This is a genomic window from Isoptericola jiangsuensis, from assembly GCF_048320105.1.
GTDB lineage: Bacteria > Actinomycetota > Actinomycetes > Actinomycetales > Cellulomonadaceae > Isoptericola > Isoptericola jiangsuensis_A.
On the sequence record NZ_CP182942.1, the window covers coordinates 974,290 to 1,000,113 of the forward strand.

General features: G+C 73.9%; 23 protein-coding genes and 1 pseudogene. 7 read left to right on the top strand and 17 right to left on the bottom strand.

The window, feature by feature from the left end; genetic code table 11:
• Window positions 1-9: 9 nt before the first annotated feature.
• The 4 genes from ACNHYB_RS04615 to mraZ all read right to left on the bottom strand — a co-directional run bounded on the left by ACNHYB_RS04615 (window position 10) and on the right by mraZ (window position 3,931).
• Window positions 10-1,854 carry a peptidoglycan D,D-transpeptidase FtsI family protein gene (locus tag ACNHYB_RS04615; RefSeq protein WP_418277216.1) on the bottom strand — a complete coding sequence of 615 codons (1,845 nt, stop codon included), beginning with the start codon at window positions 1,852-1,854 and terminating at the stop codon, window positions 10-12.
• A gap of 59 nt (window positions 1,855-1,913) precedes the next feature.
• The gene (locus tag ACNHYB_RS04620) at window positions 1,914-2,354 is read right to left on the bottom strand and encodes a hypothetical protein (RefSeq protein ID WP_418277218.1); all 441 of its coding nucleotides are present in this window, start codon (window positions 2,352-2,354) and stop codon (window positions 1,914-1,916) included.
• A complete protein-coding gene (rsmH, locus tag ACNHYB_RS04625; RefSeq protein ID WP_418277219.1) occupies window positions 2,351-3,364 on the bottom strand; it encodes a 16S rRNA (cytosine(1402)-N(4))-methyltransferase RsmH in 1,014 nt (337 codons plus the stop codon). Before rsmH ends, ACNHYB_RS04620 begins: the two co-directional genes overlap by 4 nt.
• Window positions 3,365-3,496: 132 nt before the next feature.
• Window positions 3,497-3,931, bottom strand: coding sequence for a division/cell wall cluster transcriptional repressor MraZ (mraZ, locus tag ACNHYB_RS04630; RefSeq protein ID WP_418277994.1), 435 nt, complete (start codon window positions 3,929-3,931; stop codon window positions 3,497-3,499).
• 278 nt (window positions 3,932-4,209) lie between these two features.
• On the opposite strand from mraZ, the gene ACNHYB_RS04635 reads away from it, so the two are divergent.
• The 3 genes from ACNHYB_RS04635 to ACNHYB_RS04645 are packed head-to-tail and all read left to right on the top strand — an operon-like array spanning window position 4,210 to window position 8,868.
• Window positions 4,210-5,277: an AAA family ATPase gene (locus tag ACNHYB_RS04635; RefSeq protein WP_418277220.1), complete on the top strand. Its 1,068-nt coding sequence runs from the start codon at window positions 4,210-4,212 to the stop codon at window positions 5,275-5,277.
• A 4-nt stretch (window positions 5,278-5,281) separates the two neighbouring features.
• Entirely contained in the window at window positions 5,282-6,607 is a 1,326-nt protein-coding gene (locus ACNHYB_RS04640; protein ID WP_418277221.1) for a DUF58 domain-containing protein, read from the top strand.
• Window positions 6,604-8,868 carry a transglutaminaseTgpA domain-containing protein gene (locus ACNHYB_RS04645; RefSeq protein ID WP_418277222.1) on the top strand — a complete coding sequence of 755 codons (2,265 nt, stop codon included), beginning with the start codon at window positions 6,604-6,606 and terminating at the stop codon, window positions 8,866-8,868. The genes ACNHYB_RS04640 and ACNHYB_RS04645 overlap by 4 nt, the downstream gene beginning before the upstream one ends.
• Before the next feature lie 227 nt (window positions 8,869-9,095).
• On the opposite strand, the gene ACNHYB_RS04650 is transcribed toward ACNHYB_RS04645, so the two are convergent.
• The 3 genes from ACNHYB_RS04650 to ACNHYB_RS04660 are packed head-to-tail and all read right to left on the bottom strand — an operon-like array spanning window position 9,096 to window position 11,241.
• Window positions 9,096-9,506 (bottom strand): DUF3040 domain-containing protein, encoded by a 411-nt coding sequence (locus tag ACNHYB_RS04650; protein ID WP_418277223.1) that lies wholly within the window; start codon window positions 9,504-9,506, stop codon window positions 9,096-9,098.
• 38 nt (window positions 9,507-9,544) lie between these two features.
• Window positions 9,545-10,807, bottom strand: coding sequence for a DNA polymerase IV (dinB, locus tag ACNHYB_RS04655; RefSeq protein ID WP_418277224.1), 1,263 nt, complete (start codon window positions 10,805-10,807; stop codon window positions 9,545-9,547).
• Window positions 10,804-11,241, bottom strand: coding sequence for an SAV_6107 family HEPN domain-containing protein (locus tag ACNHYB_RS04660; protein WP_418277225.1), 438 nt, complete (start codon window positions 11,239-11,241; stop codon window positions 10,804-10,806). The genes dinB and ACNHYB_RS04660 overlap by 4 nt, the downstream gene beginning before the upstream one ends.
• A gap of 99 nt (window positions 11,242-11,340) precedes the next feature.
• On the opposite strand from ACNHYB_RS04660, the gene ACNHYB_RS04665 reads away from it, so the two are divergent.
• On the top strand, window positions 11,341-12,267 hold the full coding sequence (locus ACNHYB_RS04665; RefSeq protein WP_418277227.1) for a spermidine synthase: 927 nt from the start codon (window positions 11,341-11,343) through the stop codon (window positions 12,265-12,267).
• 86 nt (window positions 12,268-12,353) lie between these two features.
• Here the strand turns inward: ACNHYB_RS04665 and ACNHYB_RS04670 are convergent, their stop codons facing one another.
• From ACNHYB_RS04670 to ACNHYB_RS04690, 5 genes are all read right to left on the bottom strand, one after another.
• Entirely contained in the window at window positions 12,354-12,557 is a 204-nt protein-coding gene (locus tag ACNHYB_RS04670) for a cold-shock protein (protein WP_418277229.1), read from the bottom strand.
• A 196-nt stretch (window positions 12,558-12,753) separates the two neighbouring features.
• Window positions 12,754-13,689, bottom strand: coding sequence for a PAC2 family protein (locus tag ACNHYB_RS04675; protein ID WP_418277230.1), 936 nt, complete (start codon window positions 13,687-13,689; stop codon window positions 12,754-12,756).
• Window positions 13,690-13,768: 79 nt separating this feature from the next.
• Complete coding sequence (locus ACNHYB_RS04680; protein WP_418277231.1) at window positions 13,769-14,209, bottom strand: response regulator; 441 nt, start codon at window positions 14,207-14,209, stop codon at window positions 13,769-13,771.
• 9 nt (window positions 14,210-14,218) lie between these two features.
• The gene (locus tag ACNHYB_RS04685; protein WP_418277232.1) at window positions 14,219-15,388 is read right to left on the bottom strand and encodes a sensor histidine kinase; all 1,170 of its coding nucleotides are present in this window, start codon (window positions 15,386-15,388) and stop codon (window positions 14,219-14,221) included.
• Window positions 15,385-16,689, bottom strand: a complete 1,305-nt coding sequence (locus tag ACNHYB_RS04690) for a PP2C family protein-serine/threonine phosphatase (protein ID WP_418277233.1) — start codon at window positions 16,687-16,689, stop codon at window positions 15,385-15,387. Before ACNHYB_RS04690 ends, ACNHYB_RS04685 begins: the two co-directional genes overlap by 4 nt.
• Window positions 16,690-16,822: 133 nt before the next feature.
• Here ACNHYB_RS04690 and ACNHYB_RS04695 point away from each other — a divergent pair, with 133 nt between their 5' ends.
• Window positions 16,823-19,081 carry a HelD family protein gene (locus ACNHYB_RS04695; protein WP_418277234.1) on the top strand — a complete coding sequence of 753 codons (2,259 nt, stop codon included), beginning with the start codon at window positions 16,823-16,825 and terminating at the stop codon, window positions 19,079-19,081.
• Window positions 19,082-19,124: 43 nt separating this feature from the next.
• The gene (serA, locus tag ACNHYB_RS04700; protein WP_418277235.1) at window positions 19,125-20,363 is read left to right on the top strand and encodes a phosphoglycerate dehydrogenase; all 1,239 of its coding nucleotides are present in this window, start codon (window positions 19,125-19,127) and stop codon (window positions 20,361-20,363) included.
• Window positions 20,364-20,467: 104 nt separating this feature from the next.
• Here the strand turns inward: serA and ACNHYB_RS04705 are convergent, their stop codons facing one another.
• From ACNHYB_RS04705 to ACNHYB_RS04715, 3 genes are all read right to left on the bottom strand, one after another.
• Window positions 20,468-20,650: a DUF5302 domain-containing protein gene (locus tag ACNHYB_RS04705; protein WP_418277236.1), complete on the bottom strand. Its 183-nt coding sequence runs from the start codon at window positions 20,648-20,650 to the stop codon at window positions 20,468-20,470.
• Between the two features lie 39 nt (window positions 20,651-20,689).
• On the bottom strand, window positions 20,690-21,175 hold the full coding sequence (gene nrdR / locus ACNHYB_RS04710) for a transcriptional regulator NrdR (RefSeq protein ID WP_418277237.1): 486 nt from the start codon (window positions 21,173-21,175) through the stop codon (window positions 20,690-20,692).
• 89 nt (window positions 21,176-21,264) lie between these two features.
• Window positions 21,265-21,522: a LysM peptidoglycan-binding domain-containing protein gene (locus ACNHYB_RS04715; RefSeq protein WP_418277238.1), complete on the bottom strand. Its 258-nt coding sequence runs from the start codon at window positions 21,520-21,522 to the stop codon at window positions 21,265-21,267.
• A 487-nt stretch (window positions 21,523-22,009) separates the two neighbouring features.
• Between ACNHYB_RS04715 and lexA the strand changes: the two genes are divergently transcribed.
• On the top strand, window positions 22,010-22,807 hold the full coding sequence (lexA, locus tag ACNHYB_RS04720; protein ID WP_418277239.1) for a transcriptional repressor LexA: 798 nt from the start codon (window positions 22,010-22,012) through the stop codon (window positions 22,805-22,807).
• Here the strand turns inward: lexA and ACNHYB_RS04725 are convergent, their stop codons facing one another.
• Complete coding sequence (locus ACNHYB_RS04725; RefSeq protein ID WP_418277240.1) at window positions 22,808-23,767, bottom strand: L-lactate dehydrogenase; 960 nt, start codon at window positions 23,765-23,767, stop codon at window positions 22,808-22,810. It abuts the gene before it with no gap.
• 9 nt (window positions 23,768-23,776) lie between these two features.
• Window positions 23,777-25,812 (bottom strand): annotated as a pseudogene (locus tag ACNHYB_RS04730) (ATP-dependent DNA helicase).
• Window positions 25,813-25,824: the final 12 nt, after the last annotated feature.

Below are 25,824 nucleotides of genomic sequence, written 5' to 3' on the forward strand. Positions count from 1 at the left end.
GCCACCCGGTCACCAGGTCAACGGGAACTGGTCGACCGGCTCCGTGGACGGCGGCACGCCCTCCTTGCGCAGCGTGAAACCCATCAGCTCGGAGAACACCGGCGCGGCGACCACGCCGCCGTAGATCGACGAGTGCGGGCTCTTGAGGAACACCGACACCGCGTAGCGGGGGTCCTCGGCGGGGGCGACCCCGATGTAGGAGGCGACGTAGGTGGTGCCACCGCCCTCGAACATCTGCGCCGTGCCGGTCTTGCCGGCGACACGGTAGCCGGGCACCCGGGCGTCGGCACCCGTGCCCTCCTCGCTCGTGGCGGCCTCCATCATCGTGATCAGGGAGTCGGCGGTCTCCTGCGAGACCACGCGGGTGCCCTCCGCGCGCTCGGCGGGCGTCCACTCGCCCGCGGAGGTCCGCGTCCCCTCGATCATCGTGGCGGGCATCCGCACCCCGCCGTTCGCCACCGTGGAGAACACCTGGGTGGCCTGCATCGCGCTGACCGCCACGCCCTGGCCGAACAGGATCGTGTAGGGCGTGCGGTTCTCGACCTCGTCCACGTTCTCGGCCGGGAGCAGGCCGGCGCTCTCCCCCGGCAGGCCGAGCGCGGTGCGCTGGCCGAACCCGAACTTGCGCAGGTAGTCGTAGCGCACCGCGAAGGGGATCTCCTGGCCCATCATCACCGTGCCGGTGTTGGACGACTGGGCGAAGATGCCGGCCAGCGTCCAGTTCTCCACCGGGTGGGAGTGGGAGTCCCGGAAGGTCTCGCCGTCGACGGTGAACGTGTCGGGGACCTCGAACTGGTCCGTCGGCTCCCAGTACCCGCCCTCGAGGGCGGCCGCCATCGCGATGACCTTGCCGGTCGACCCGGGCTCGAAGACGACGTTGACGGCCCGCGAGCCGTCCGCGACCTGGGAGGTCGAGCGGTCGTTCGGGTCGACGTCGCCCGAGTCGGCCATCGCGACGAGCTCGCCGGTGCGGACGTCCTGCACGATGCCGATGGCGTAGGCCGCGCCCGTGGCGCTCACGGCGTCGTCGAGGAGCTCCTCGGCCTTCCACTGCACGTCCGAGTCGAGGGTGAGCTGGACGTCCTGGCCGGGGACGGCGGGCACCGACTCGATCTCCGAGACGGGGATCTGCGCACCGTCCCGTCCTCGCTCGAAGGTGTGGGTGCCGTCCGTCCCGGCCAGGACGTCGTCGTACGCCGCCTCGATGCCGCCCAGCCCCTCCTGCTCGCTGTTGACGTACCCGAGCAGAGGACCGGCCACCGCGCCCGCGGGATAGGTGCGCTCCGAGGTCATCTCGGTGCTGAGGTACCGGCGCAGGTCGAGCGCCGCCACCGACCGCTGCACCTCCGGCACCACGTCACGGGCCAGGACGACGTAGCGGTCCTCGCCGTTGAGCCGGGCCGCGAGCGTGGCCGGCGTCTCCCCGAGCACCGGGCCCAGGAGCTGGGCGATGCCGAGCGCCCCGTCCTGGACGGGCTCGCCGTCGGCGTGGCGGCCGTTCCCCCGGAACTCCTGGATCGTGAGCTGGTCGGCGGTGACGGTGTACCGGTCGACGGACGTGGCCAGCACGGTGCCGTCCACGTCGAGGATGTCCCCGCGGTGCGCGAGGGTGACCTGGGTGGCGAGCCGCTCCTGCTGGGCCGTCGACGCCAGGGCCGGCCCCTGGACGACCTGGACCCAGACGAGCCGGCCGACGAACACCACCAGGACGCAGGCGGCCACGACGATCAGCCACCGCTGCCGCCGGGCCGGGTCGCCCGGCGCGGCGGCCCGTGGGACGGGTCGCCGCGGCCGGGCAGGAGGGGCGGCACGCCGTCGGCTCACCGCGGGGCGCGCGGTCTTCGCGGGACTCACCCTTCGATCCTGCGCCCGCGGCCCGCCCGATCCGCGCGGCCGACCCGGGCGTGTCGCGCTCACGGCTGCTCCGTGGACCCCGTCGGCTCCGTGGGCTCCGGGACGACGGCGCGGTCCGCGGCGGACAGCATGGTGATCTCCGCGGCGGGAGACATCCCGAGACGTTCCGCCTGCTCGCCGAGGCTCGCCTCGGCCTGCCGCAGCTCCGCACGCACCTCCTGGACGTCCTGCGCCACCAGCCCGACCTCCTTGCGCAGGCCCGACATCTCGTAGGAGCCGCGCGCCATCTGGGTGTTGAGCAGCAGGGCGCCGAGCAGAGCACCCGTCAGCACCAGGGCGCACAGCACCATGAAGGGCACGCCCGAGGTGGCCTGCAGCGGGGCGCGCACGGCGTCCAGACGGCGCCCGGCACCGCCCTGGACCGCGCGCAGCGGGGCGCGCCGGGGGGTGGGGTCGCCGCGGCGTGCCGGGACGACTGCGGGTGCTCGCAGAGCGCTCATCGCGACTCCTTGCGGTGGGTGCCGATCAGGTGGTCAGGGGTGGGGCGCAGCCGGCGTGCGGCGCGCAGGCGGACCGAGGCCGACCTGGCGTTGCGCTCCAGCTCGTCCGGACCGGCCTCCTCCGCGCCCCGGGTGAGGGCCTGGAGGTAGGGCCGGTGCGTCTCCGGCTCGACGGGCAGCCCCGGCGGCGCGCTCGACGCCGTCCCCCGGGCGATGGCCCGCTTGACGATGCGGTCCTCCAGGGACTGGTAGGACTCCACGACGAGCCGGCCGTCCACGGCCAGCGCCTCGATCGCCGCCGGCACCGCCCGCTCGAGAGCCTCGAGCTCGCCGTTCACCTCGATGCGCAGCGCCTGGAAGGTGCGCTTCGACGGGTTGCCGCCGGTGCGCCGGGTCGCGGCGGGGATGGCGTCCCGCACCGCGTCGGCCAGCTCGCCGGTGCGCGCCCACGGCTCGGTGTCCCGGCGGCGCACGATCGCCCGGGCGACCCGCTGGGCGAACCGCTCCTCGCCGTAGTCGCGCAGGATCCGGACCAGGTCGCGCTCGTCGTACTCGTTGAGCACCTCGGCCGCGGTCAGGCCGCGGGACTGGTCCATGCGCATGTCCAGCGGCGCGTCCTGGGCGTACGAGAAGCCGCGCTCGGCCTCGTCCAGCTGGAGCGAGGAGACCCCGAGGTCCATGAGCACGCCCTGCACGGCGCCGTCGGCATGGTCGGCCACGACGTCGCCGATCTCGTCGTAGACGGCGTGGACGGGGGTGAAGCGGTCGCCGAAGCGGGACAGCCGTGCGGTCGCGAGCTCGAGGGCCTGCGGGTCGCGGTCGATGCCGATCACCCGGACGCCCGGTACCTGCTCGAGCACCGCCTCGGTGTGCCCGCCCATGCCCAGGGTGCAGTCGACCATGACGCTGCCCGCACCGGTCAGCGCCGGGGCGAGGAGGTCGACGCACCGCTGCAGCAGCACGGGCACGTGGCGGTCCTGCGTGGGTCGTCCGTCGTCGCTCGTGCTCATGCCGCCCCCTTCCGGTGCTGTGCTGCCCCCGCCCGGCCAGGTCTCCCTCCGCGTCGTTCTGGCACCGGGGAAGTGCGCCAGATGCTCGCGGGAGGAGGCCTCGTCGTGCGGAGATGCTGTTGTGGTGCTGCTTCAGAACTCGAGCCCGGGGAAGATCTGCTCGGCCACGTCGGAGTACGACGACTCCTGCTCGGCCAGGTAGGTCTCCCACGCCCCCGCGTCCCAGACCTCGACGCGGGTGCCGGCGCCGATGACGGCGACGTCCCGGTCGAGCCCGGCGTACTCGCGCAGCGCCGCGGGGATGACCACCCGGCCCTGCTTGTCCGGCACCTCGTCGCTCGCCCCCGACAGGAACACGCGCAGGTAGTCGCGTGCCTGACGGCTGGTGACCGGCGCCTGCCGGACCTGCTCGTACATCCGTGAGAACTCGTCCATCGGAAGAAGGAAGAGGCACCGCTCCTGGCCCCGCGTCATGACGAGCCCGCCGGCCAGCCGGGCACGGAACTTCGCGGGAAGGATGAGACGCCCCTTCTCGTCGAGCCTGGGGGTGTACGTGCCGAGCAGCAGCCCGGTACCCGGGAACTGGTCCCCCAGAGCTCCTGCCACGGTCCGCACCTCCCCTCGGGCTCCCGTGCTCTCCACGCTACTCCACTTTCCTCCACCAGGCGCGCGAAAAGACGCCGACCACACGGGTTCTTCACCCCATCGGCGACCTCTTCGCAGGTCAGCGCGCCGCAGCCGTGGTGGAGGGCGGTGGAGGGCCCCGCCGCCCGCAGCACGACGGCGGATCGTGCAGCCACTAGGCTGCTGGTCGTACCGTCCCGTCGCTCCGGAGGCCCGCATCGATGCAGCCCGACCACGCCACCAGCACCCTGCGGGACCCGGCCGCCGACGACGCGCGCGAGGCACTCCGGTCCGGGCTGGGCGAGCTGGTCGCCACGACCGACCGCATCCGTCAGGCGGTGGAGTCCGTGGTCGCGGGCCGCCCCGACCTCGCCCGCCTGACCGTCGCCGTGCTGCTCGCCGGGGGCCACCTCCTGGTGGAGGACGTGCCGGGTGTCGGCAAGACGACGCTCGCCAAGACCGTGGCACGGACCATCGACTGCCGCGTCGGGCGCGTCCAGTTCACCCCCGACCTGCTGCCCAGCGACCTGACCGGCGTCAACATCTACCGGTCCACCAGCGGCGAGTTCGAGTTCCGGCCGGGACCCGTCTTCAACAACGTGGTCATCGGCGACGAGATCAACCGCGCCTCGCCCAAGACCCAGTCCGCCCTGCTGGAGTGCATGGAGGAGGGGCACGTCACCGTCGACGGCAGCACCTACGACCTCCCCCGCCCCTTCCTGGTCGTCGCCACCCAGAACCCGGTCGAGATGGAGGGCACCTACCCGCTGCCCGAGGCGCAGCGAGACCGCTTCATGGCCCGCCTGTCGGTCGGGTACCCCGACAACGCCGCCGAGCTGCAGATGCTCGGGACCCGCTCCGTCGACCCGCTCGACGGCCTGCGCCCCGTGACCGACGCCGACGCCATGACCCGCTACGCCTCCTGGACCCGGGCGGTGCACGCCTCGGACGCGGTCAAGCAGTACGTCGTCGACCTCGTCCGGGCCACGCGCAACGACGCCGCGCTGCGGCTCGGCGCGTCGCCGCGCGCCTCCATCCAGCTGCTGCGGGTCGCCCGGGCCTGCGCCGCGATGGCCGGGCGTCAGCACGTCCTGCCCGACGACGTCCAGGCGCTGGCCGTGCCGGTGCTCGCGCACCGGCTCATCCTGTCGACGGAGTCGCGGCTCGCCGGACGCACCGAGGTCCAGGTGGTCGAGTCGGTCCTCGAACGGACCGCGGTGCCCGCCGCACCGGACTCCTTCGGCCCGCGGCGGCCGGCCGACAACGGTCACCGCCCCCTCGACGGCTGACCCGATGAGAGGCCGACGCGCCCTCGCCCGGCTCCGCCGCCTCACCGCCGTGCGCCCCACGGGCCGTGGTGCCGGGGTGCTGACCTCCGGCGTCGTGCTGGCGGCCACCGGCGTCGTCCTGGACCTGCCCGACCTCGTCGGGCTGGGCGCCGCCGCCCTGCTCGCCGTCGCCGCCGCCTGGACGACCCTGGCCTGGCAGCGCCTCGACGCCGGTCGCGGCGCCCTCGACGTGGTCCGGTCCGTGGACCCCAACCCGGTCGTCGCGGGGCAGCCCGCCACCACCCGTCTCACGGTCCGGGCCCGCGCCCGCACCGGGGCGGCCTTCGAGAGGCTCGCCCGGCTCCGGCTGTCCGAGCAGGCCGCCCACGAGCTCGCCGGCTCCACCGGCATCCGGGCGCGGGTGCGCACCCAGCCCGACCACATCGCGGTGCACTACGGCCTCGTGCCCGGTCGCCGGGGGCGCTGGCCGCTCGGACCCGTGCTCACCACCCGCACCGACGTGTTCGGTCTGGCCCGCACGACCCAGCCGCTGGGCGAGGCCACCCGGGTCGCCGTCTGGCCGCGGACGACGCCGCTGCCCGTGCGCTCGGCCGCGCTCGGCGACGTCGACCGGGCAGCCACCGGCGCACGCCTGGCGTCCACGGACGACTCCGTCCTGCGCGAGTACGTCGCCGGGGACGACCCCCGCCGCGTGCACTGGACCGCCTCGGCGCGCCAGGGACACCTCATGGTCAGGGCCGACGAGGGCGCCGGCGTCCGCCCGGTGTCCGTCCTGCTCGACCGCGCCCTCCTCGCCCCGGCTCCCGACGACCGCCCGGGCGCCCGGCATCCCGGCGCGCTGGCCGTCTCCGACGGCGAGTGGGCGGTCGAGCTCGCCGCGTCCGTCGCCGTGTCGTTCCTCGAGGGCGGGCACCCGACCCGGCTGGTCTCCACCTCCCCGGAACCGACGCGCACCGAGCACGTCGGCAGCGTCCGCTCCGGACGCTCACGACTGCTCGACGCGACCGTCGACCTCGTCGGCCTGCGGGGCGCCGACGCCGCCCAGGCCCTCGAACGCACCGCCCGCACGATGCGCGCCGACCGCTCCCGCGGCGAGATCACCGTGGCGGTCCTCGCACCGCAGGACGAGCCCGGCCGCCACGCCCTCGCCGCGCTCGGCACGGACGGCACGTGCTGGGCGCTCCTGGTCGTGGCGCCCTCGAAGGACCCGGGCGCGGACGTCGAGGCGACCGGCGACGCGCTGCGCGCCGCCGGGTGGCGCGTCGCGACGTGCACGCCGGGGACGGCTGCCGAACGGGCCTGGTCCGCCCTCACGGAGCGTGCCGAGTGATCCCCGCCCACGCCGGCCCGGTCGCCCGGCTCCTCGCCACGAGCCTGCTCGTCGCCGTCGCCGTCGCCGGGTCCTTCCTCGCGCTCACCGCCCTGGTCATCCCCGGCCCCTGGGTCACCGAGGGACTCGTCGGCATCGCCCTGGTGTGCGCCACCCTGTGCCTCGTGCGCGGCCTGGTCGAGGCGCGGGCACGGCGCCGGGGGCATGACGTCACCGGCTCCTCGCTGCTGCCGACGCTGGCGGGCGCGGTGGTGGCCGCCTGGTTCGTCCTGGCGCGCTACGGCGCGGCCACGTCCGACCCGGACCTCCTCGTCGGCCCGTCGCACGTCGTGCGGGCCGTGGCCCGGCTCGGCCAGGCCGCCGACACCATCCGGTCCGAGGTCGCTCCCGTCCCCGGCACCCTGCCCATCGTCCTGGTCGCCGTGGGCGGCACGCTCGCCGTGCTGCTGCTCGCCGACGCCCTCGCGGGGGGCCTGCACCGACCGGCCCTGGCCGGCCTGCCCCTGCTGGCCCTGTGGGCGCCGCCCCTCGTGCTGGTCGGCGGGGTGCCGCGCGGGGTGTTCCTCGTCGTCGTCGCCGCTCTGCTGCTGCTGCTCACCGTGCCCCCACCGCGCCATGCGCCGTCGACGTCCCCACCGCTCGCGGTCAAGCGTGCGGAGCGTTCCCGCGCCGCGCTCACGACGGCGTCCGCGGTCGTCCTGGCCCTCGGCGCGGGGTTCGTCGCCTCCGCCTCGAGCTCCCTGCCGAGCTACGCGGGCGCCTGGTACCAGGCCTTCACCACCTCGGGCGACGCGATCCAGCTCGCCGAGGACCTCGACGTCCTGGGCAGCCTGACCGAGCGGTCCAGCGAGGTCGTGCTGACCTACACCGGCCCCGAGGACGACGTGGGCCCGCTGCGCACCTACACGGCGTCGGCGTTCGACGGCCGGCACTGGCAGCGGGGCGACGAGCGGGCGGGCGAACCCTTCGACGACGACGACCTGCTGTGGCCGGACGACGTCTCACGCCGCGACCTCTCGGCGTCCCAGGAGCTGATCGTCTCCGTCGGGTCGCTGCGCGAGGACCAGCTCCCCCTGCCCGTCGACCCCCGCACCGTCACCGTGTCGGGCACGTGGGGCTACGACCCGGTGCGGGACGAGGTGGTCGGTGACCGGTCGGAGCAGGGCACGACCTACCGCCTGGGCGTCCGAGCCCGGTCGCTCGAGCCCGACCGGCTGCGTGAGGCCGCACCGGGCACCGCCGAGGACGCCTACCTCGAGGTGCCACGGACCGACCACGCCGCCGACATCGCCGACATCGCCGCCGACGTGGTCGGGGACGCGCCCAGCGCCTACGACCAGGCGGTCGCCCTGCAGCGGTGGCTCCGCGACCCCGGTGCCTTCACCTACTCCACCGAGCTGCCACGGGGTGGCACCGGCGACCCGGTCTGGGACTTCCTGCAGCACCGCACCGGCTACTGCGTGCAGTTCGCCACCACGATGACGGTCATGGCCCGCACGCTCGGCATCCCCGCGCGCCTCGGCGTCGGCTTCCTGCCCGGTGACCGGGTCGATCCCGCCACCGGTGACCAGCCGGTGTGGCAGGTCACGGGTCAGGACTCGCACGCGTGGCCGGAGCTGTACTTCGAGGGCGTGGGCTGGGTGCGCTTCGAACCCACACCAGCCGTCCAGACGGGCCCGCCACCGCAGCACACGGACCCTCGTTCCGGGTCCGCCGCCGTCCCGGCCGCGCCGCAGGAGGCACCGACCGCGGACACCCGCGATCCGGACGAGCCGCAGGAGACGGCGGAACCCTCACCGTCAGAGGCGCCCGTCGGCCGGGTCGCGCCGCTGGAGGACGAGCAGAGCTGGCCCTGGATCGTCGTCGTGTCGGCGCTGGTTCTCGTGGCCGGTGGGGCGTGGTTCCTGCTGGCGCGGGGCCGACGACGTGACACCGGCCCGCTCGACGCCGAGCAGGCATGGCAGCAGGTCGTGTCAGCGCTCGCCGAGGGCGGCGTGGAGCTGCCGCCGCCGACCACGCCGCGACAGGCGCCGGCGTCCGTGCTCGATGCGCTGGCGACGTCCCTGCCGGGCCGCGAACCGTCCGACCGGCTGCGATCCGGGCTGACGACGCTCGCTGCGGCGGTCGAGGAGTCCCGCTACGTCCCCGCCGAGGACGTCCGCGAGAGCGAGGACCTCGCGCAGGTCGCGGACGACGTCGTCGCCGAGCTCGCCGCCCTGCGGTCCGGCAAGGCACGCCGGGCGGACGGGGACCAGCACTGAGCGGCGTGCGGGACGAAGGTCACACCGAGCGACGACGTGCGGACGAGGAACACGACCGAGCGACGTGCGCGCGGGCCGCTCCGAGCCCGACCGAGCGACGTGCGCGCGGGCCGCTCCGAGCCCGACCGAGCGACGTGCGCGCGGGCCGCTCCGAGCCCGACCGAGCGACGTGCGCGCGGGCCGCTCCGAGCCCGACCGAGCGACGTGCGGGCCGACCGCTTCGGGTCTCAGCGACCCTCGTGGCGCCGACGGTCCCAGCGCTCCTCGAGGCGGGACATGAAACCCTGCGACGAGGACTGCTTCTTGGACGACTTGCCACGCGCCGCGGACGGCGTGGGCGTGACCCGACCGTCGGCGTCGACGATCCCGTGCGGCCCCTTGCGGCGCGGGGCCGCGAACGCGAAAGCGACTCCCGCGAACATCAGGGCGAACCCGACGACGCCCAGCCAGGTCTGCTGGGTCGCCGCGCCCGTGACCAGGAGCAGGAGCCCGAGCACGACACCGAGCCCGGCCAGCACGTAGCGCAGGGGCGAGCGGTGGCTCCAGCGTTGGAGCCTCGTGGCGAGCAGTGGGTCGTCGCTCTCGAAGTCGCGCTCCATCTGCTCCAGCACGCGCTGCTCATGTTCCGACAGAGGCATCGGGCCCCCCGATCTCGCAGTGATGTCCGGACGTCCCCCTAGGATATGCCCGCAGCGCCCTTGACGGTAGTCGACGGACCCCGGGGTGAGGCGCCGAGCGCGATGGATGCCGAACCGAACCGTTCGCGCACGGCGTCGACCGCCACCTCGGCGTCGCGTCGAGCCTCCGGCCGCGGCTCGTCGACCTCGAAGATGCTGGGCTGGGTCACCGTCACGGCGCGCTCCTGGAGGTTCTCGGCACGCACGCCGACCAGCCGGACCGGAAGGCCGCGCAGGTCCACCGCGGCCAGGAGGTCCCGGGCCACGACGAACACCTCCTGGGCGACGTCGGTGGGCACGGCGAGCGTCCGCGAGCGTGTCAACGTGCGGAAGTCGGACGTGCGCACCTTGAGGGCGACGGTCCGCGCCACGACGTCGTGCCCTCGCAGCCGTGCGGCCACCCTGTCGGCGAGCGTGCGCAGCCGCCGCGACACCTCGGCCAGGTCCCGGACGTCCTGCCCGAACGTGGACTCCGCGCCGATGCTCCGCTCGGCGCGACCGGCGACCACCGGTCGGGGGTCCCTGCCCCATGCCAGGTCGTGCAGGTGCGCCCCGGAGACCTTCCCGACGGCGGCCCGCAGGACGTCGACGTCGGTGTCGGCCAGCTCCGCGACCGTCGTGATGCCCCAGCGCGCCAGCACCTGCTCCGTCTTGTCCCCCACGCCCCACATCGCCCCCACCGGGAGGGTTCGCAGGAACGCCTCGGTCGCGGACGCCGGCACCAGCATCAGCCCGTCGGGCTTGGCATGGGTCGACGCGAGCTTCGCCACCAGCTTGTTGCGGGCGATGCCCACCGAGCAGGTGATGCCGTGCTCACGGCGCACCCGTTCGCGCAGCTCCTCGCCGATCCGGGTGGCGGGGCCGAGCCGGCGTCGCGCGCCCGCCACGTCGAGGAACGCCTCGTCCACCGAGACCTGCTCGACGACGGCGGTGATCTCGGCCAGCATCTCCATCACCGACCGAGACACCTCCCGGTAGGCGCCGTGGTCGGGCGGCACGACGACCGCCTGCGGGCACAGGCGCAGGGCGTGCGCCATGGACGTCGCCGAGCGGACCCCGAAGGCCCTCGCCTCGTAGGTGGCTGCCAGCACCACGCCCCGCTCCCGCCCCCCGACGATGACCGGCAGCCCCCGCAGCTCCGGGCGTCTGGCCAGCTCCACCGAGGCGAAGAAGGCGTCCATGTCCACGTGCAGGATCGACGCCCCCGACTCGTCGGAGCCCCAGTCACGACGCGCACCGGACGCGCGCGGCGCCCTGCTCACGACGCCGCCGAGCGCACACCGCGCAGGCCGGGCAGGGAGAATCCCGCCGCCGGATCGATCCGCAGCCCGACCTCGTCACGGAAGTCTTCCGCGCACGCCAGCAGCTCGTCCGCCCGCGCCCAGGACACCGAGTCGGCATACCCCGCGTCGAGCGCCGAGCGCAACCGTGCGCCCGAGGCGAAGTAGACGCTCCACGCGGCGAGCTCCGGCTCCACCCGGGAGAGCAGCTCCCACACCGGGCGCGCCCGGCCGCGACCGAGTGCGGCGTCGTGCAGGGCGACGACGGCGGCGGCCGAGCGCAGCGCCGCCAGGTGGGAGTGGACGTACCGCTCCCCCGCGTCCGCGGTCCGGACCGCGGCGGCGAGCTCTGCGTCGGCGCGAGCCAGCAGGCTGTCGACCCGCTCCGGCACCGGCATGTCTCCACGTGCCGACATCGCGATCCTCCTGCCTCGAGGCGCACCGCCCCGCTCCCGTGCATCATCGAACAGATGTTCGAACCCTGTCAAGGTGGCGTGGCACGAGACACTGGACCCATGGCCCGCCGTTCCCGTCCCTCCCACCGAGACCGATCCTCCCTCGCGGCACCGACACTTCCCGAGGGCGACGTCGCGATCGACACCGGCACCGCGCGCGTCGAGCGGGACCCGGACCACCCCGGTCGGGTGACCCTGCACGTCAACGGCGTGCCGAGCTCCTGCCTGGACCTCGACGACCCCGGGTTCCTGGCCTTCGAGTACCTCCAGCAGATGGCCGCCGTCGTGGACCTGCTGCACCCCGGACCGGTGACCGCCGTCCACCTCGGCGCCGCGGGCTGCGCCCTGCCCCGTCAGATCGAGCACGTCCGACGCGGGTCCAGGCAGCTGGGCGTCGACATCGACGCCCGCCTGCTGACCCTCGTGCGCGAGTGGTTCGACCTGCCCCGCTCGCCCACCCTGCGCCTGCGCGCCGAGGACGCCGGTCGCGCCCTCGCCGGCCTCCCGCCGGACCGTGCCGACGTGGTGGTGCGCGACGCCTTCGACGGCGACACGACGCCGGCGCACCTCACCGGCACCGCGTTCGCCGCGGCGTGCGTGCGGGCGCTGCGCCCCGGCGGCGTCGTGCTGGTCAACTGCGCGGACCGACCGCCGCTGCACACCGTGCGGCGCGAGGTCGCGTCCTTCGCCGCCGCGCTCGGTGAGGACGCGATCGCGACGGGCAGGCTCGTCATGATCGCCGAGCCCGCGGTGCTCAAGGGCCGCCGCTACGGCAACGTCGTCCTCGCCGGCGTCGCCCCCGCGCCGACCGACCAGGACGGCCCGCAGGACCCGGCGGACCCCCCGCCGGACGACGCGGTGGACGACGCGGTGGACCTGCGAGGTCCGGCCCTGGCGCGGGCGCTGCGCTCGCTCGCGGTCCCGGCCCAGGTCGTCGCGGGCGAGGAGCTGTCCCGCTTCTCCTCGACGGCCGTGCCCCTGCCCTGACGCGAGGCGCACCGCGGTCCCGCCCCACGACGACAGCAGGCCGTCCCCGGCACCCGGGGGACGGCCTGCTGCGGTGGACCCTGGGGTCAGAGCGGGACGACCTGCTCCGCCTGCGGACCCTTGGGACCCTGGGTGATCTCGAACTCGACCCGCTGGGCCTCCTCGAGATTGCGGTAACCCTGGGTCTGGATCGCCGAGTAGTGGACGAAGACGTCGGCACCGCCGCCGTCCTGGGCGATGAAGCCATAGCCCTTCTCGGAGTTGAACCACTTCACAGAACCCTGCGCCATGCTGATCCTTCGACCTTCCGTCCGGTGACGGGTGCGCCGGCCGGCCACCCGCCGTCACGACACGAACGCCGGCTGGGGCGCCCGTGGCGTCGTGACGGCGTCAGTGTGGCACGGGCCACGTTCTCGCGCACGGACAAAGTCCCGGTGTCGCCCAGGTGTCACACAGGGGAAACATCACCATTCATGGAAAATGTCGTCACTGGTCGTCGCGCTGGGCGAGGAACCGCTCGAACTCCGCGCCGAGCTCGTCGGCCGTCGGGAGCTCGCCGTCCTGCGCCAGCAGGCTCGTGCGACCCACGGACCGGGCGAACGCGTCGTACTGCTCCTCCAGCCGGCGCACCACGGCTGCCACCTCGTCGTTCTCGGAGACGAGCTCGGCCACCTCGACCCGCGCCGCCTCGGCCGCCTCGCTCAACCCCTCGGTCGACAGGGCGAGACCGGTCGCCTTCTCCAGGTGCTCCAGCGCGACGACGGCGGCCGGCACGTAGCGCGACTGGGCCAGGTAGTGGGGGACGTGCACCGTCACGCCCATCGCGTCGTGCTCCGTCTGTCCCAGCCGGTGCTCCAGCAGCGCCGCGAGGGAACCGGGGACCTGCACACGCCCGAAGTACGACGAGTAGTCGTCGACGAGCCCCTCGCGCGTGCCGTGTGCCGTCAGCGACGCCGGGCGCGTGTGCGGGACACCCATCGGGATCCCGTGCAGACCGATGGTCAGGGACACCCCGAAGCGCTCGACCAGGCCGCGCACCCCGGCCACGACCCTCTCCCACTGCAGGTCGGGCTCGACGCCGTGCAGCAGCAGGAACCCGGTGCCCTCGGCGTCCCTCAGGTGGTCCACCACCAGGAACGGGTCGTCGTAGCCGACGTACCGGTCGGCGTCGAACGTCATCACCGGCCGACGCGACCGGTAGTCCAGGAGGGCGTCGACGTCGAACGTGGCCAGGCGGGTCACCTCGAACCGTTCGAGCAGGTGCTCCACGGCGAGCTCGCCCGCCGCACCGGCGTCGACGAATCCGCTCAACGCATGGACGAGCACCGGGCCCGGACCGTCCGCGCCCTCGGCCTGGCTCGACCCCAGCGTGCGGCGCACCGCCTCGACGTCGACCTCGTAGATCCCCTGCGGGTCCAGCACCGTTCCTCCTCGCGACTTCGATCTCGGACGCAGGAGCGTCCTGGTGGGACAACCACGACCGCGTCGGAGATCATCCCGCTCAGCGGCGCGGCAGCCTGACCACCGACACGAAGAAGTCGTCGATCTGGCGGACGACCTCGATGAAGCGCTCGAAGTCCACCGGCTTGGTCACGTACGCGTTGGCGTGCAGCGAGTACGAGCGCAGCACGTCCTCCTCGGCCTCCGACGTGGTGAGCACCACGACCGGGATGTGACGCAGCACGTCGTCCTGCTTGACGGCGGCCAGGACCTCCCGACCGTCCATGCGGGGCAGGTTGAGGTCCAGCAGGATGAGGTCCGGCGTCGGGGCGTCGGCGTGCTCGCCCTCCTTGCGCAGGAAGGCCATCGCGCTCACCCCGTCGGAGACCACCGAGAGGCGGTTCGCGACCTTGTGCTCCGCGAAGGCCTCGCGCGTCATGAGGACGTCGCCCGGGTCGTCCTCCACCAGAAGGACCTCGATGCCGACCTGCTGCTGCGTCATGCCCCCACCCTAAGCGGCGGGCAGCGTCCAACGGACTGTCGTGCCCTGCGTGGCGCCCGGGTCGATCCACACCCGCCCCCCGTGGTGCTCCACGACCCGCTTCACCAGCGCCAGGCCGATGCCCGTGCCGGTGTACACCTCCTTGGGGTGCAGTCGCTGGAAGATCACGAACACGCGTTCGGCGTACTGCGGGTCGATCCCGATGCCGTTGTCGGCGCAGGAGATCTCCCACTCCTCGCCGACCCGTCCCTGCGTCCGCACCGCGGACACGTGCACCCGCGGCGGCCGGTCCGGATGGGCGAACTTCAGCGCGTTGCCGACGACGTTGGTCAGCAGCATCGCCAGCAGCGCCCGGTCGCCCACGACGACGGGCATCCGGTCGTGGGTCACCTCGGCCCCGCGCTCGGTGATGCGCTCGGACAGGTCGCCCAGGACCCGGTCCAGCACGCCCTGCAGGTCGACGGGCGCGCGGACCTCGTTCGTGCGTCCCACCCGCGAGAAGCTCAGCAGGTCCTGGATCAGCCGTTGCATGCGGTGCGCGCCGTCGACGGCGAAGGCGATGTACTGGTCGGCACGGTCGTCGAGCTGGTCGCCGTAGCGCTTCTGCAGGAGCTGGGTGAAGCTGGCGACCTTGCGCAACGGCTCCTGCAGGTCGTGCGAGGCGACGTAGGCGAACTGCTCGAGGTCCCGGTTGGACCGCTCGAGCTCCGCGGCCTGCTGCCGCAGCCGTGCGTGCGAGTCCTCCACCTCCTGGTGGGCGGCCCGCGCGTCGGCGACCTGGGCGACCAGCTCGCGACGCATCGCCTCCACGTCCGCCGACAGCGAGGCGACCTCGCCGGCGCCGACCTGCGGGATCTCGTGGTCGTGCTCGCCGGTGCGCGCCGCCCGCACCTCCTGGGCGAGCCGGCCCAACGGTTCGGACACGCCGCGCTGGACCGCCCGCCAGACGAACCACCCGAGGCTCGCCGCGAAGAGCCCCAGGACAGAGACGACGACGACGAGCACCTCGTTCCAGACGCGCGCCGCGTCGATGGCGGACTCGTCCGCCCCGTCCGTGAGGAGACTGAGGGAACCGACCGTCGAGACCACGGCGACGACGACGAGCAGCACGAGCGCGACCGCCGCCCACCGGAGCAGCCGCCGCACGCGTCCCAGCACGGACGGTCCCGCGGCCCTCACCGCGCCCACTCCTCGGAGTCGGCGAGCGTCGAGGAGCGCTCACCCAGGACGTCGGACGCGCCCGTCCACCCGACCACCAGCATCGCGGCGTCGTCGACCAGCGGGCCGCCGTGCAGCGCGCGGACACGCCGCAGGACACGCTCGACGACCCCCACGATGCCCCCCGCGTCGAGCTCGTCCTGGACCAGCCCCCGCAGTCCCGGCACCCCGATGCGCTCGGCACCCGGGCCCGGACCGGAGCGCGGCACACCGTCGATGGCCGACTCGACGAGCCCGTCGGTGTAGGTGAGGATCGCGAACGGACCGTCCGTCGTGACCCGCTGACCTGTCCACCCTCCCGGGACGGGGATCCCGAGCGCCCGGCCGCGTGCCGTCGGGACGATCTCCGCGCACCGCACGTCGCCCACCGGCCCGGTGAGGATCATGGGCGCCAGGTGCCCCGCCAGGTAGACGTCCACGGCGTCGCGGTCCGCCGACACGGCGAGCTGGCACAGGGTCACGAAGATCTCCGGGCTCGGCCGCTCGGTCAGCAGCACCCGCTCCAGCCGGCCGAGGATCTCCTCGGCCGGGGTACCCGTGACCACCAGGGTCCGCCACGCGGTGCGCAGCGTCGCCCCGAGCGCCGCCTCGTCCGGGCCGTGCCCGGCGACGTCCCCGATCACCGACAGGACCGAGCCGTCCGGCCGCTGCACGGTGTCGAAGAAGTCGCCGCCCAGCAGGCCGTTGCCGCCGGGCAGGTAGCCCACCATCACCGAGACGGCCGGGTCGTCGACGACGGGCTTGGGCAGCAGCGCCCGCTCCAGCCGCGCGGTCTCGGCGGCACGCACCTTGCTGCGGTACAGCGTCCGCTGCTCCGCCGCGGACCGGCGCCGCTGCAGCGCGTACCGCAGCGAGCGCGCCAGCAGGTCGGGCCCGGTCTCGCCCTTGACGAGGTAGTCGTCCGCTCCCGCGGCCACGGCCTCGACGCCCCGGTCGACGCTGCTGTGCCCGGTCAGCACGACCAGGGCCGGCGGGACCGGGTGCCGCTGGGAGGAGCGCCTCAGCTGCTCCACGGCGTCGAGCCCGACCGCGTCCGGCAGCCCCAGGTCCACCACGACGCAGTCGACGCGCCCGAGCTCCAGGTCGGCCGCCGCCTCGGCGACCGAGCGCGCCCGGCGCAGCTCGACCTCGATCTCCGCGTCGGCGAGGAGCTCGGTGACCAGCAGCGCGTCGCCGTCGTCGTCCTCGACGAGCAGGACGCACGGGGGCCGGTGCGGATCAGGCTCCTCCAGACCGTCGCCCCCGTCGTCCGCCCTGTACATGCCAGCGATCCTATGCCTCGGGTGGGTGCCCGTCACCGGCCCCGCCCCCGGCGCGTCGTGCTCCGGTGCATCGATCAGGCCCTGCGGCATGGAATGATTGACGGCCGCGGGACGAGCAGCACCAGGAGGACGTGTGGCGGGCAGGCAGGAAGAGCTGGCGCGCGAGCAGAAGGTCGTCGACGAGCTGTACGCGCGCCTCGACGAGCTGCGCGACGCGGCCCGACGTCGGCTCGCCGACGTCCGGATCGAGGGTCCCTCCGGGTCGCCGCAGAACCGGAGCGAGCGGGACGCCTTCGCCACGCTCTACTCCGACCGTGCCGCGCGCCTCGACGCCGTCGAGGACCGGCTGGCGTTCGGCCGGCTCGACCTGCAGGACGGTCAGGAACGGTACGTGGGCCGCATCGGCCTGACCGACGCCGAGCACCGCAGTCTCCTGACAGACTGGCGCGCCCCGGCCGCGCAGGCCTTCTACCGCGCCACGGCGCTGCACCCGCACGGCGTGCGACGACGTCGTCACGTCGTGACCTCCGGACGGTCGGTGACGGGCATCGAGGACGAGGTGCTCGACCTCGAGGACGTCGACGGTCTCGACGCGTCGAGCCTGTCGGGAGAGGGCGCGCTGCTCGCCTCGCTCGCCGCGCGACGAACCGGACGCATGGGCGACATCGTCGCCACGATCCAGGCCGAGCAGGACCGCATCGTCCGCGCGGACCTGGCCGGCGCCCTGGTCGTCCAGGGCGGTCCCGGCACGGGCAAGACGGCGGTCGCCCTGCACCGCGCGGCCTACCTGCTGTACGCGCACCGTCGCGTCCTGGAGCGCTCGGGCGTGCTGCTCGTCGGACCGAGCAGGGCGTTCCTGCGCTACATCGACCAGGTGCTGCCGTCCCTCGGCGAGACCGGCGTCGTCTCCACCACGGTCGGCGAGCTCCTGCCGGGCGTGCGGGCCGACGCCGTCGAGGACGGCCCCGTCGCCGAGATCAAGGGCCGGCTGCTGTGGCGCGACGTCGTGCAGCGGGCCGTGCGGGCCCGTGAGCGGGTCCCCGCCGCCGACGTGCCCGTCCGCATCGACGGCATCGACCTGCGGATCCGACGCCGTGACGTGCGCGACGCGATCGCTCGCGCCCGGCGCACCCACAAGCCGCACAACGAGGCCCGGGCGACGTTCGTGCGGGAGATGCTCTCGCGCCTCGTGGACCAGTACCGGGCCCACACCGACGGCGAGCTGTCCGAGCACGACGTCGCCGTCGTCACCGAGGACCTGCGCTCCGAGCGCGACGTGCGCGTCGCCCTCAACCTCGCCTGGTTCCCCCTCACCCCGCAGAAGCTCGTGGCGGACCTGTGGTCCAAGCCGCACCGCCTCGCCCAGGCCGCACCGGAGCTGTCCGCCTCCGAACGTCTCCTGCTGCACCGGGACGCCGCCGCGCCCTGGACCGAGTCGGACGTCCCGATCCTCGACGAGGCCGCCGAGCTGCTCGGCCAGGACGACAGCCTGGCGCGCGCGGAGGAACGCGCCCGGGCCGCGGAGCACGCGGCCAAGGTCGCCTACGCCCGCGACGCCCTGGCCGCCTCCGGCGCGGGCGGCGGGCTCGTCGACGCCGAGACCCTCGCGGCCCGGTTCGCCGCCTCCGGGCCCACCCTGACCACCGCCGAGCGGGCGGCCGCCGACCGCACGTGGACCTACGGGCACGTCGTGGTGGACGAGGCCCAGGAGCTCAGCCCGATGGCGTGGCGCGCCCTGGTGCGCCGGGTCCCCACCCGCTCCCTGACCATCGTGGGCGACGTCGCCCAGACCTCGTCCGCGGCCGGGGCCCGCTCGTGGGACCAGGCGCTGGGCCCCGTCCTCGGTGACCACTGGCGCCTGTCCGAGCTCACCGTCAGCTACCGCACCCCCGCCTCCGTGGCCGACGCCGCACAGCGGGTCGCCCGTGCCGCCGGGCTGCCCGTGTCGCCGCTGACGGCGGCCCGCGACGTGCCCGACGCCCTCGAGGTGGTCCGCGTCGACGACGCGGTCCGGACGGCGGCGCGGCGTGCGGCGGAGCTCGTGGGCGAGCACGTGGGGCCGGACGGGGCCGGACGGGTGGCCGTCGTCGCCGCACGCGGGGAGCTGCCCGCCCTCCGCGACGCCGTCGCGCTGGCCGTGACGCGGGTCGCGGGCCGGGCGGAGGCGGACCGGCTGGCGGCCCAGCGCCCGGAGGACGCCCAGGTCGTCGTGCTCGAGGCCCGTGAGGCCAAGGGGCTGGAGTACGACGCCGTCGTGCTGGTCGAGCCCGCGGCGCTGACCCGCGAGGCGGGCCGGTGGGGAGACCTGTACGTCGCGATGACCCGACCCACCCAGCGTCTCGTCGTCGTCCACGCGCAGGACCTGCCCGACGGCCTCGTGCACGATGGGTGAGACGCGTTTGTGAGGTGGGCGCCGGTGGGCGCACCATAGGTCCGTGCTGCGTGCCCTTCTCCTCGAGAACATCCACCCCGACGCCGTCGAGATCCTGCGTGAGGCAGGCATCGAGGTCGAGTCGCGCCCCGGCGCGCTCGACGAGAACGAGCTGATCGAGACCCTCGCCGACTTCCACGTCCTCGGCATCCGGTCCAAGACCCAGGTCACCCGCCGGGTGATCGAGTCCTCGCCCGGGCTGCTGGCCGTCGGCACCTTCTCCATCGGGACCAACCAGATCGACCTGGACGCCGCCGCGTCCCACGGCGTCGCCGTGTTCAACGCGCCGTTCTCCAACACCCGCTCGGTGGTGGAGCTCGCGATCGCGGAGATCATCTCCCTCACCCGACGGCTCACCGTGCGCGACAAGGCGCTGCACGACGGCATCTGGGACAAGACCGCGGACGGCTCCCACGAGGTCCGCGGACGCACGCTCGGCATCATCGGGTACGGCAACATCGGCTCCCAGCTCTCGGTGCTCGCCGAGAACCTCGGCCTGCACGTGGTGTTCTTCGACACCTCGGAGAAGCTCGCCCTCGGCAACGCGCGCAGGGCCGAGACCCTCGACGAGCTGCTCGCCGTCGCCGACGTCGTCACCATCCACGTCGACGGCCGCCCGGGCAACGCCGGGCTCTTCGGCGAGGACCTCTTCGCCCGGATGAAGCCCGGTTCGATCTTCCTCAACCTGTCCCGCGGCTTCGTCGTCGACGTCGACGCGCTGCGCGAGCACGTGCTGTCGGGGCACATCGTCGGCGCGGCGGTCGACGTCTTCCCGAGCGAGCCGAAGAAGCGCGGCGACCACTTCGAGTCTCCTCTGCGCGGGCTCGACAACGTCATCCTCACGCCGCACGTCGGCGGGTCCACCGAGGAGGCCCAGCAGTCGATCGGGCACTTCGTGGCCAAGAAGCTGCGCGACTACCTCGCGACCGGTTCCACGACGCTCTCGGTGAACCTGCCCAACCTCCAGCTCGAGCACACCGGGGTGGGCCGCATCGCCGTGCTGCACAAGAACGTCCCCGGCGTCCTCGCCGCCGTGAACCGGGTGTTCGCCGACCACGGGGCCAACATCGAGGCGCAGATGCTGGCCACGCGCGGCGAGCTCGGCTACGTGGTCACCGACATCTCGGACGTCACCCACCGCGGGGCGTCCGCCAAGCTCATGGAGATGGAGACCACGGTGCGCCTGCGCATCCGTGACGCCTTCGACCGTCCCGAGTTCCCACCCGGACCCGCCGCGGGCTGACGAGGTCGGCACCACCGACGGACGAACGGCGGGGCCCGGGGTTCATCCCCCGGGCCCCGCCGTTCGTCCCTGTGACCGGTCGCCGCGGACCGGCCGGCCTCGCGTCAGCCCGACTTGCGCCGGAACATCTGCTGGACGGGACCGGTGGTCTCGGACCCGTGCACCGACCCGGTGTTGCGGTCGGAGTCGGCACTGCGATGGCTGGCCGCGTTCTTCTTCTCGAGGGCCGCCTTGAACTTGGCGCGCGCCTCGTCGTCGGGCGCGGTGGACTTCTTGTCGTCGCTCATGGGACCAGCATGCGCCGCCCGGCCCGCGAACGCCAGGCGTTATGCGCCGTCGCCCTGCGCGGCAACGGCATCCCGCTCCGCCCGTTCGGCCCGCAGCGACGTGATCGCCGTCTCGAAGTCGTCGAGCGAGTCGAAGGCCTGGTAGACCGAGGCGAAGCGCAGGTAGGCGACCTCGTCGAGCTCGCGCAGGGGGCCGAGGATCGCCAGGCCGATCTCGTAGGCGTCGATCTCGGCGCTGCCGGAGCTGCGCAGGGTCTCCTCGACCTTCTGCGCAAGGAGCGCCAGGTCGTCGGCGCTCACCGGACGGCCCTGGCACGCCTTGCGCACACCGCCGACCACCTTGTCGCGGCTGAAGGGCTCGGTCGCCCCGGACCGCTTGACCACGGACAGGCTCGCCGTCTCGATCGTCGTGAACCTCCGCTGGCACTCCGGGCACTGCCGCCGACGGCGGATCGACGAGCCGTCGTCGGACGTGCGGGAGTCGACCACGCGCGAATCGGCATGGCGGCAGAACGGGCAGTGCATGCGGGTTCTCCTGCGGTCGGTGCCGGACCTGTGCCCGGCTGCCCGACGAAAGTATGCGCGATCCGGCGTCGGGTGCAACATCGACCGGTTCACTCGGCAGGGATCGCGACGACCTGTCCTGCTCGGAGCTCCGAGGTCGCCATGCCGTTCAGCTCGCGCAGGTCCGCGACGACGTCACGAACGTCCTGTCCGGGGGAGACGAGGTCGCGCGCGAACTGCCAGAGGGTCTCCCCCGGGCCCACGACGTGCAGCTTCACCTCCACCGCCTCCACCGGCCCTCCGGCCACCGCCTGCGCACCGAACACGCCGGCCGGCACCATGAGGGCGAGGGCGAGGAGCACCGTCACGACACGACCCCGCCGGGTCAGTCGAAGACCGGCGAGGCCCAGGAACCCCTGCGACGGCCGCGCGACAGCCTCCGGGACGACCCGGGGAACAGCCCGGCGCACCGTCTGCACCGGTGAGGACGAGACCCAGGGGCCCACGATGACGCTCGCCATGATCAGCACATCCCTTCCGAGAGTCCGAGCACTTGCTGGTCGTGCACGTCTTCGTCATACACGTGCTCTTCGTACAGGTGTTCGTCGAACACCTGTGCCATTCTTAGCACGTGCAGGCGACACGCGTCGAGCGATGTCGAACAGGTGTTTGATGTCGAGCGGCAGGTGCTCTAGGCTTGGCCTGCGCGCGATGGCAGTTTTGTCTGTTTCTGCTGTGACTGTTGGGCCGTAGCTGATTCAGCAGCCTGATTCAGCAGCCTGGTTCAGCAGCTTGACTCGACTGCTGTGCCTGACTCCGCGGGCGGCCGGGTGCGCACGACGACGGGAGATTCGCATGACGACGGGACGCGACAGCCGACGGGACGCCGGCTCGGGCGGCGGCGCAGGAACCGCCGCCTCCGTGACGGCGCCACCGGCGTCCGCGGAGTCCGACGGCGCGCTCGCCTCGGTCTCCGAGCTGCCCGCCGGCCAGGACCGGCTCACCGCCCGCCAGCGCGGCGTGCTCGAGACCATCCGCACCTCGGTCGAGACCCGGGGCTACCCGCCCACGATGCGGGAGATCGGCGAGGCCGTGGGGCTCTCGAGCCCGTCCTCGGTCAAGCACCAGCTCACCGCGCTGGAGCGAAAGGGCTTCCTGCGGCGCGACCCGAACCGTCCGCGCGCCATGGAGGTCGTCGACCTCGACGTCGAGGCTCGACGCGCACCCGAGGCGCCGCACGTCGCGCCGGCACCGGACGGCGAGGCCGTCTCGGTGCCCGCCCCGTCGTACGTCCCGCTGGTGGGCCGCATCGCCGCCGGTGGTCCGATCCTGGCCGAGCAGCTCGTCGAGGACGTCTTCCCGCTGCCCCGCCAGCTCGTCGGCGAAGGTGAGCTCTTCCTGCTCGAGGTGTCGGGCGACTCGATGATCGACGCCGCCATCTGCGACGGCGACTGGGTGGTGGTCCGCCGACAGAACGTCGCCGAGCAGGGCGAGATCGTGGCGGCGATGATCGACGGCGAGGCCACCGTCAAGACGTTCCGGCAGAGCGAGGGGCACACCTGGCTCATGCCGCAGAACCCGGCCTACTCCCCCATCCCCGGCGACAGGTCGCAGGTGCTGGGGCGCGTGGTGGCGGTGCTGCGCAGCCTGTAGCTACAGGCCGAACCGGCTCTGCACGGCACGCACGTGCTCGGCCGAGGCGCGCAGCCCGTCGAGCTCCTCGTCCGACAACGGGATGTCGACGGTGGTCGTCGCCCCGGCCGATTCCACGACCGTGGGCACCGACAGGCACACGTCCGTGATCCCGTAGAAGTCGTCGATGCGGGTGGACACGGGCATCACCCGGTGCTCGTCGTTGAGCACCGCCTCGACGATCCTCGTGGCCGCCAGCCCGATCGCGTAGTTCGTGGCGCCCTTGCCCTCGATGACCCGGTAGGCCGACCTCACGACGTCGCGCGCGATCGCGTCCCGTGCCGCAGCGTCGAGCTCCGGCCGGCCCGGCAGCGCCTTCCACTCCAGGAGGGGAAGGCCGGCGATCCGCGCCGAGCTCCACAGCGCGATCTCCGAGTCGCCGTGCTCACCGGCGATGTAGGCGTGCACGTTCGCCGTCGCGACCCCGCAGTGCTCGGCGATGGCCTGACGCAGCCGCGACGAGTCGAGCACCGTCCCCGACCCGAACACGCGCTGCGGCGGCAGACCGGAGAACTTCTGCGCCGCGTAGGTGACGACGTCGACGGGGTTGGTCACGAAGACGAACGTCGCGTCCGGTGCCACCTCGACCAGACCGGGCAGGATCTTGCGCGTCAGGGCGATGGTGGCCTCGGCGAGGTCGAGCCGGCTCTGCCCCGGGCGCTGCTTCGCACCGGCCGTCACCACCACGACGTCGGCGTCGCGGCAGACCTCGACGTCGTCGGACCCGAGCACCTCCGCCTGCGGGACGAACATCCCGCCGTGGCGCAGGTCGAGCACCTCGGCCTCGACCTTCGTCCGGTTCACGTCCATCAGGGCGACCGTGCGGGCGGTTCCTCGCGCCAGAGCGGCATAGGCGAGGGTGGAGCCCACGGCTCCGGCTCCGACGACGGCGAGCTTGGAGGTTCGGCGCGGTGCGTTCACGCGCCCAACCTATGCGCCGAGGCGCGACAGCGCAGCCCGGACGAGCTCCGGGTCTGTGGTCCGCCAGAAGTCAGGCAGCGACCGCACGAGGAACGTGCCGTAGCGGGCGGTGACCAGGCGCGGGTCGAGCACCGCCACCACACCGCGGTCCGCGCTCGAACGGATCAGCCGACCGGCACCCTGGGCGAGGAGGAGCGCGGCGTGCTGGGCCGCGACCTGCATGAAGCCGTTGCCTCCCGCCTCCTCCACCGCGCGGGCGCGCGCCGCCTTGACCGGGTCGTCCGGGCGGGGGAACGGGATCCGGTCGATGATCACCAGGCGGCAGGCGTCGCCCGGCACGTCCACGCCCTGCCACAACGACAGGGTGCCGAACAGACAGGTCGCCGGGTCCTCGCTGAACTGGCGCACCAGGCTGGGCAGCTGGTCGTCGCCCTGGCAGAGCACCGGGACGTCGAGACGATCACGCATCGCGTCGGCCGCCGCCGTCGCCGCGCGACGCGACGAGAACAGTCCGAGCGTCCGCCCGCCGGCGGCCGAGATCAGACCCGCGATCTCGTCGAGCTGAGCCTCGGTCGTCGGTTCGCGGCCCGGCGCGGGCAGGTGCTTGGCGACGTAGCAGATCCCCTGCCGGGCGTAGTCGAACGGGCTGCCGACGTCGACGCCGTCCCACGCCGCGTCCTGCCCCGCGCTCAGCCCGAGCGACCGCGCCACCGGGTCGAACGTCCCACCGAGCGCGAGCGTGGCCGAGGTGAGCACCGCCGTCCGCTCCCCGAAGAGCTGCTCACGAATGAGGCCCGCGACGGCCAGCGGGGCGGCGTGCAGGCGGGCGACGCCGTCACCCCAGGTGGCGTCGGCCGGCGGTCGCGAGCACCACAGGACGTCGTCGGCGGTGTCCTCGGCGGCCATCCGTTCGGCGACCTCGAAGAGCTGCTGCGCCGCGGACTGCGCCATCTTGACGCCCGGGTCGACGTCGCTGCCGCTCTCCGGCTTGAGCTCGGTCATCAGGGCGCGCGCGGCGTCCCGTACCGCGGCCACGGCGGTACGCAGGTCGTCCGGCAGGCCCTGGGGGTAGCGTTCGGCCGGCACCTGGGTGAGCAGGTGCGCGAGCGCCTGGGCGGCGGCGTCGAGGTCGTCGGTGCGCACCCCGCCGTGCCGGCGCGCGAGCCGGGCGGCGTGCTCCACCGTCCCGCCGGACAGGTCGACGGTCGCCGCGGAGGTGATGCGGTCGGTGAGCTCGTGCGCCTCGTCCACGACGAGCGCCGCGTGCTCGGGCAGCACGTTCGGGTTGCCTGACGCCGCGATGCCGAGCATCGCGTGGTTGGTGACCACCACGTCGGCGTCCCGCGCCGTCTGGCGGGCCTGTTCCGCGAAGCACTCGTCGAACACGGGGCAGCGCTGGCCGAGGCACTCCAACGACGTCACCGAGACCTGCCGCCACGCCCGGTCGGGCACACCGGGCACGAGGTCGTCCCGGTCCCCGGTCGGCGTCTCGTCCGCCCAGGCGTGCAACCGCCGCACGTGGTCCGCGAGCCGGGCCTGGCCGCCGTCCGCGGCACTCGGGTGCTGCTCGGCCGCCGAGCCCTCCCCCGGTCCGGGGTCCGGCGCGAGGTCGAAGAGCGTCGCGTCGGCGTCGGGGGGTAGCCGCCCGCCACCTTGTGCCGGCACAGGTAGTTGTGCCAGCCCTTGAGCAGGGCCACCTTCGGCTCGCGCGGCAGTCGCGGTGCGAGCGCGTCGGCGACCAGGGGCAGGTCACGGGTGATGACCTGACGCTGCAGGGCGAGCGTGGCGGTGGACACCACCACCCGCTCCCTCGCCGTGACGGCGTGCCGCACGGCCGGCACGAGGTACCCGAGCGACTTGCCGGTGCCCGTGCCGGCCTGCACCAGCAGGTGACGCCCGGAGTCGAAGGCCTCGGAGACCCGGGCGGCCATCTGCGACTGCCCCTTGCGAGGGGACCCGCCGAGGGCGGCGACCGCCGTGGCGAGCAGCTCCTCGACGTCCGGCGCGTCGTCGGTGGGGTCGGGCGCCGGGTCGCGAGAGGTCACACCCGCGATCCT